This window comes from Streptomyces camponoticapitis, assembly GCF_014646115.1.
Classification (GTDB): domain Bacteria; phylum Actinomycetota; class Actinomycetes; order Streptomycetales; family Streptomycetaceae; genus Streptomyces; species Streptomyces camponoticapitis.
Genome location: NZ_BMMV01000005.1, coordinates 393,518 through 400,572, shown reverse-complemented (window position 1 = coordinate 400,572; position 7,055 = coordinate 393,518). Strand labels below are relative to the sequence as shown.

The 7,055-nt window shown below is 70.1% G+C and carries 5 protein-coding genes; all 5 read right to left on the bottom strand.

The annotated features are described in order from the left end of the window. Window positions 1-105 precede the first annotated feature (105 nt). From IEY79_RS10785 to IEY79_RS10765, 5 genes are read right to left on the bottom strand one after another with little or no spacing between them, the layout of a single operon-like run. Window positions 106-1,389, bottom strand: a complete 1,284-nt coding sequence (locus IEY79_RS10785) for a nucleotide sugar dehydrogenase (protein ID WP_189107144.1) — start codon at window positions 1,387-1,389, stop codon at window positions 106-108. Next, on the bottom strand, window positions 1,386-3,020 hold the full coding sequence (locus IEY79_RS10780) for a glycosyltransferase family 2 protein (RefSeq protein WP_189107143.1): 1,635 nt from the start codon (window positions 3,018-3,020) through the stop codon (window positions 1,386-1,388). Before IEY79_RS10780 ends, IEY79_RS10785 begins: the two co-directional genes overlap by 4 nt. Continuing rightward, window positions 3,017-4,597: a glycosyltransferase family 4 protein gene (locus IEY79_RS10775; RefSeq protein ID WP_229700789.1), complete on the bottom strand. Its 1,581-nt coding sequence runs from the start codon at window positions 4,595-4,597 to the stop codon at window positions 3,017-3,019. Before IEY79_RS10775 ends, IEY79_RS10780 begins: the two co-directional genes overlap by 4 nt. Next, entirely contained in the window at window positions 4,587-5,609 is a 1,023-nt protein-coding gene (locus IEY79_RS10770) for a Gfo/Idh/MocA family protein (protein WP_189107142.1), read from the bottom strand. Before IEY79_RS10770 ends, IEY79_RS10775 begins: the two co-directional genes overlap by 11 nt. Then, window positions 5,606-6,724: a DegT/DnrJ/EryC1/StrS family aminotransferase gene (locus IEY79_RS10765; RefSeq protein ID WP_189107141.1), complete on the bottom strand. Its 1,119-nt coding sequence runs from the start codon at window positions 6,722-6,724 to the stop codon at window positions 5,606-5,608. The genes IEY79_RS10770 and IEY79_RS10765 overlap by 4 nt, the downstream gene beginning before the upstream one ends. Between the last annotated feature and the right edge of the window lie 331 nt (window positions 6,725-7,055).

Sequence of the window (7,055 nt, the reverse complement as noted above, 5' to 3'; positions counted from 1 at the left end):
CTTCAAGACCACAACCAGGTCTTGAAGGCCGACGTCACGCACGAGCCCGAATTAACCAACAGCGTCCGTCGCGGTTCGGGCCTCTTCCGTTCTCGGTCGTGGGTGTCAGCCGCCGATGACGACGCGGCGTACACCGCGCCACGCCTCCGGGTCGGTGGTGCGGCGGCCGTCGACCAGCACCGTGACGTCCGGCAGGTCGGCCGGCTTCAGGTCGCGGTACTCGGCGTGGTCCGCCTGGAGCACCGCGGCCGTGACCTTCTCGCCCTGGTGCGGCGGCAGGCCGTGCGCGGTCAGCTCGTCGGCCGTGTACATCGGGTCGGAGACGTACGGCACCGCGCCGCGCGCCCGCAGCGCCTCGACGGTCGGGAAGACGCCGGAGAAGGCCGTCTCCTTGACGCCGCCGCGGTAGGCCGCGCCCAGCACGAGCACGTGGACGCCGGTCAGGTCGCCGTACGCCGCCGCCAGCAGGTCGACCGCGTACTCGGGCATCGCCGCGTTCGCCTCGCGCGCCGAGCGCACGACGGTCGCGGTGGGGTCGTTCCACAGATACATCCGCGGGTAGATCGGGATGCAGTGACCGCCGACGGCGATGCCGGGCTGGTGGATGTGGCTGTACGGCTGGCTGTTGCAGGCCTCGATGACCTTCTTGACGTCGATGCCGTTCTGGTCCGCGAAGCGCGCGAACTGGTTGGCCAGGCCGATGTTGACGTCGCGGTACGTGGTCTCCGCGAGCTTCGCCAGTTCGGAGGCTTCGGCGGTCCCGAGGTCCCACACGCCGTTGGCCCGCGGCAGGTCCTCGCGTACGTCGAAGTCGAGGACGGCCTCGTAGAAGTCGACGCCGTGCCTGGTCGACGCCTCGTCGATGCCGCCGACGAGCTTGGGGTAACGGCGCAGGTCCGCGAAGACCCGCCCGGTCAGGACGCGTTCGGGCGAGAAGACGAGGTGGAACTCCTCACCGGGGGTGAGCCCGGAGCCCTCCTGGAGCATCGGCGCCCAGCGGGTGCGGGTGGTGCCGACGGGCAGGGTGGTCTCGTAACTGACGAGCGTGCCGGGCTTCAGACCCTTGGCGATCGCCTTCGTCGCCGAGTCCATCCAGCCGAAGTCGGGCACACCCTCGGCGTCCACGAAGAGCGGGACGACGACCACGACGGCGTCGGACTGCGCGACGGCGGCCGCGGTGTCGGTCGTGGCCGTGAGCAGCCCGGCGTCGACGGTCTGCTTGAGCTTGACGTCGAGGTCGTGCTCGCCGGGGAAGGGCTCCGTACCGGCGTTGACGAGCTCGACGACCTTCTCGTTCACGTCCGCGCCGATGACGCGGTGGCCCTTGGCGGCGAACTGCACGGCCAGCGGCAGACCGATCTTGCCGAGCGCGACTACACAGATGTTCATCGGGTTACTTTCCTCTTGAGCCGGGGCAGCAGGCTTCGTACCCGCGCGCCGAGGGACAGTGCGGGCTCCCACAGCGGAGCCGTGGTGATCACCAGTCGCCCCTTGGGATTCACGTTGGCCGAAGCGCGGTACGGGACGGCGTCGCCCCAGCGGCGGGCGAGCGGCATCGGCAGACCGCGGGTACGGACCGGGATCTCGTACGTGGAGCCGGCGACGTCCACGTAGACACGGACCCCCGCCTTCACCCTGGTGGCGGGGAGGGGAATCCGCGCGGTCAGGATGGTGCCGCCACCCCCGTCGGGCTCCGGAACACGGGTGAACTCCCCCACCGCGTCGGGGAGTTCGTGATCGGCCGGCAGCCGGCGGGCCGCCGCCTTGTCCGCGCTCTTGGGCATCGCGGTCCTGGCCAGCCGGATCACCGCGGAGTCGGTCTCTCCGGCGACCCCGATCCGTACGGTGACCGTCAGGGAGAGCGAGTCGCCGGTCTGGTCCCAGGCGGCCGAGATCAGCCGGGTGCCGTTGGCGAGCCGGCCGGGGACGGCCTCCCCCACCAACTCATAGCCCCGGTCGGGCAGTTGGAGGGCCGGATCGCGCAGGCCGGGATAGGCCGCGAACGCCCTCCCGTCCTGGAGCAGGAACGGCGGCGCGCCGTGCTCGGCCTCGTCGGCGATGGCCCTGGTGAGTTCGGCCACCGCGCCACGCTGGGCCAGCAGGATCCGCACCCGTCGTTTGACGTCGAGCGAGTCGCGCAGCTCGTCCGTCAGGTACTCGTCGGCGAGTTCGGCGATCCCGGCACAGAGCTCGCGCTGCGTCCGGGGGTCGAGCGGCAGGAAGTCGTCCTGGATGAGCTTGGCGAGCTCCCAGGTGAAGTGACGCTTGAGGACGGCGTCACGTTGGGGACCCGCACCGATCAGACCGGCCGTGTGCCGCATGATGCGGGTGGTGCAGTGCAGCCTGGACAGATGGTCGGCGCGGTAGGTGATGTTGCTCGCGTCGCCGCGCTTCACCGCGTAGTAGTACGTGTAGTCGCCGAGGACGGAGATCCGGGCGGCGCGGACGCATGCCTCTATGGTGAACGGCTGGTCGCTGCCGACCGGCAGGTCCTCGGGGAAGCGGAGCTTGTACCTCTCGACCAGCTCACGCCGGAAGAGCTTGGTGTTGGCCAGGGCGAACGGCAGGTCGGAGCCGTACAGGCTGACGTCCGGATCGTTCTTCTTGTACATCGTCTGGCGGACGTAGCGGCCGTTGGTGCCGACCATCTTGCCGATCACCACGTCCGACCCGTGCTCGTCGGCGCAGGCGACCATCCGCTCCAGCGCCTCTTCACCGAGGTAGTCGTCGGAGCCGATGAAGTAGACGAACCGGCCGGTGGCGATCTCCAGGGCGCGGTTGCTCGGGGCCGCCGGGCCGCCGCTGTTCTCCTGATGGATGACCTTGACCGTGCCCGGGTACAGCTCGGCAAAGCGGTCGAGTTCGGCGCCGCTGTCGTCGGTCGAGCCGTCGTCGACGGCCACGACCTCCAGCCGCTCCCGGCCGATGGTCTGGCCGACGAGCGAGTTCAGGCACTCGGTCAGATACGGCATCGTGTTGTACACCGCCACCACGACCGTCACATCAGGTCTGTCGCTCATGCCGCCACCCGGCTCTTCGGTGCTCCGGCCCTGCTGCGCGGGCGGCCCAGGAGCCGGGAGTAGACGCCGTCGAGGATCTCGGCCTGCGCCTCCCAGGTCCATTCGGCGAGCAGACCCTGGTCGTCGTACACCTCGCGGTACTTCTTGGGGTCGGCGAGGACCGCTGTGACCGCGCGGACGTAGTCGGACACGTCCTCCGCCGTGAAGACCTCGCCCTGGCCGGTCTTCGCGACCATCTCCCCCATCGTCTTCACGTCGCTGACCACGAACGGCAGCCTCGCGTGCGAGTACTCGAAGAACTTCGTGATCAGGGCGATCTCGTGGTTGGGCCAGTGGTGGATCGGGATGACACCCACGTCCGCCGCCGACAGGAACGGCACGACCTGGTAGTGCGGTACGTACGGGAGTATGTGGACGCGCTCGGCCACACCCAGCTCCGCCGCGCGGTCCAGCAGCGACGTCATGTACTCCGACGTCGGCCGCAGCACCACGAACGCGACATGGACACCCGGCAGCCGCGGCAGTGAGTCGACCATGATGTCGAGGCCGCGCTGCGGGGCCGCCGCTCCGCTGTAGACCGTGAGCGGGACGTCGGGGCCGATTCCGCACAGGGCGCGCAGGTCCGGCACCGGCTCGGCGGCCTCCTCGGGGGAGATCTCCGCGTCCGGGGCGTTGAGCACGATCTCCGGGGTGGCGGCGAGCCCGTGCCGTTCGACGAGCATCTCCCCGAGCGTCCCGGAGACGGTGGTGACCGCGTCGGCGTACTTCGAGTACTCACGCTCGTGCGCGCACTGGGCGATGTGCCAGCGGGGGTGCGGGTTCCAGGGCTTGATGCCCGGCAGGAACTCGTGCGCGTCCCAGACCAGTTTGATCTCGCGGCCCCTGCCCTTGGCACGGAGCTTGGCCCGCGCGCCCACACCGATCATGCGGAAGTCGTTCGCGTGGATCAGATCGGGTTCGAGGGCGTCGATGACCTTGCCGTACGCCAGTTCCAGGTCCCACAGGAACGGGTCGAGCCGACGCCAGGCCCGGTCCCCCATCGTGCGCTCCCAGAACGCGGTGGAGAAACGGTCCAGCCGGGACGTCATGTCCTTGCGGCGCTGCTCCAGCGCGCGCGTCCGGCGGGCCCGCAGGCCCACCCACTTGCTCAGCGCCTTGGCGGCCAGGCGCGGCGGGATCAGCGCCAGTCTCCGTACGGTGGAGCCCGCCAGCTTCGCCTCGATGACGCGGAGGTTGAGCTCGGCGCGCCACGCCTTCATCCGCTGCCTGCGGTAGGCGGCGAGCGGACCCGGGGGGTAGGCGAGCGGGGAGCGCAGGATCGCGCGCCGGTACTCGTACCGCCTGCGGTGCATGGGGCCCGGTACGTGCAGCAGCCTGACCTCGGCGTCGCCCAGACGCCAGGTCTGCTCCTTCCTGTTGGGCGACTTGCCCAGCAGGACGACGTCCCAGCCGGCGGCAGCCGCCGACCGGGCTTCCTTCTGTACGCGCGAATCACCGTTCACGCCGTTGTCGACCAGCATCACGATCCGGCCGCGCGGGCCCTCGCGCCGCTGCGCCACCACTTTGTCAGCCGACATGGCTAGCGGGCTCTCCTGTCTCAACAGCCACCGTGCGGCCGGTCGCCGCCGACTCCAGCACCGACGCTGCCACCTCGACCGTACGAAGACCCTGCCGCAGTGTGCAGATGTCGTGGGACTCGCCGAGGACGGCGTCACGGAAGAGTTCGTGCTCCACCAGCAGCGGCTCGCGCTTGGGGATGGCGTAGCGGATCATGTCGCCCTCGGCCACGCCGCGGAAGGCGCGCAGCGCCTCCCACTCGGTCGTCACCGCGGCGTTGGAGTAGAAGGTCAGGTCGGCGGTGAGCGTGTCGGCGATGAAGCAGCCGCGTTCGCCGGTGACCGAGGTGAAGCGCTCCTTGAGCGGGCTCAGCCAGTTGACCAGGTGGTTGACCATCGTGCCGTCGGAGAGCCGGCCCACGGCGGAGACCATGTCCTCGTGCGGGCGGCCGCTCTTGGACACCGTGTGGGCGGAGATCGAGGTGTACGCCTGGCCCGTCACCCAGCCGGTCAGGTCGATGTCGTGGGTGGCGAGGTCCTTGACCACGCCGACGTCGGCGATCCGGTGCGGGAAGGGACCCTGACGGCGGGTCACCACCTGGTACACGTCGCCGAGCTCGCCGGCCTCAAGCCGGGCGCGCAGGCTGCGCAGCGCCGGGTTGCAGCGTTCGATGTGGCCGACGCCGGCGACGAGGCCGCGTGCCTCGAAGGCCTCGACCAGGCGGCGGGCGCCCTCGACAGTGTCGGCGAGGGGCTTCTCGATGAGCGCGCTGACCCCGGCCTCGGCGAGCTGGAGACCGACCTCCTCGTGCAGGGCGGTCGGGCAGGCGATGACGGCGTAGTCGACGCCGAGTGCGAGCAGTTCGCCGACGGTGTCCAGGACGGGCGCGCCCTGGGCCAGTCCGTTCTTGTCGCCGAGCGGGTCGACGACCCCGACGAGCGTGACGCCGTCGAGTCCGGCCAGTACGCGTGCGTGGTGGCGCCCCATCGAGCCCAGGCCGATCAGGCCGGCGCGCAGTCCCCCGGTGGTCACAGGTTCTCTCCCAGCTCGTTCACGGCGGAAACGATTCGCTCCAGGTCGGAGCCGGACAGCGAGGGGTGCACCGGGAGCGAGACGACCTCGGCGGCGGCCCGCTCGGTCTCCGGCAGGTCCCAGTTGCGTCCGGCCTTCTGGTCCGGCTCCCAGAACGGCCGCAGCCGGTGGATGGGGGTCGGGTAGTACACGGCGTTGCCGACGCCCGCCTCGGTGAGCGCGGCCATGGCGGCGTCGCGGTCGCCGGTGATCCGGACGGTGTACTGGTGGTAGACGTGGTGCGCACCCTCGGCGACCGGCGGTGTCACCACACCGGGCGCGGTGATGTTCTCGGTCAGGTACGCGGCATTGGCGCGGCGCTGCTCAGTCCAGCCGGGAAGCTTGGTGAGCTGCACCCGGCCGATGGCGGCGGCCACGTCGGTGAGGCGCATGTTGGCGCCGACGATCTCGTTCGCGTACCGCTGCTCCATGCCCTGGTTGCGCAGCAGGCGCAGGGTGCGGGCGACTTCGGCGTCACCGGTGGAGATCATGCCGCCTTCGAGGGAGTGCATGTTCTTCGTCGGGTAGAAGCTGAAGGTGCCGCCTGAGCCGAAGGCGCCGACCGGGGTGCCGTGCAGGGACGCGGCGTGCGCTTGGCAGGCGTCCTCCACGACGGCGAGCTTGTGCTTGTCGGCGATGGGCATCAGCTTGTCCATCGAGGCCGGGTTGCCGTACAGGTGGACCGGCATGATCGCGGCGGTGCGCGGGGTGATGGCGGCCTCGACTGCGGCCGGGTCGAGACCGAAGTTGCCCGGCTCGATGTCGGCGAAGACGACGTCGGCGCCGACGAGCCGGACGGCGTTGGCGGAGGCGGCGAACGAGAACGACGGCACGATGACCTCGTCACCCGGGCCGATGCCGAGGGCGAGCAGCAGCAGGTGGAGCGCCGATGTGCCGGAGTTCACGGCCACGCAGTGCCGGCCCGCGACGAGCTCGGCGAAGCCTTCCTCGAACGCGGCCACTTCGGGACCCTGGACAACGCGGCCGGTGCGCAGTACGCGTACCGCGGCCTCGATCTCTTCTTCCCCGATGACCGGGCGGGCAGCGGGGATGGGCTGCACTTCACTGGTCGACATGGACGTCGTCCTCCTTGAACACCGCGAAAGCTCTCTGGGGCAGAAGCCAGGAGTGCAGCGCGCGTCTCACGAGGCCGCGTGTGTACCCCTACGGCGCGATGGCCGACGCCCTGCCGAGGAATGTGTGGGACAGCTGTCCCTGTACGGGCCGGTCCCCGACCGCAGGTTCCGGGCGGGGACTGTCGTCGGCGGGGACCGCCAGTCACATTATCAGGAATTTCCGACAGAATTTCGGGGCTGTTAACCGCGAACTGCATCAACTCCGAAACAAAAGACCCGTGCCCCGCCACTGGATTCCCAGGGCGGGGCACGGGCCGTTCAACCGGCGGTC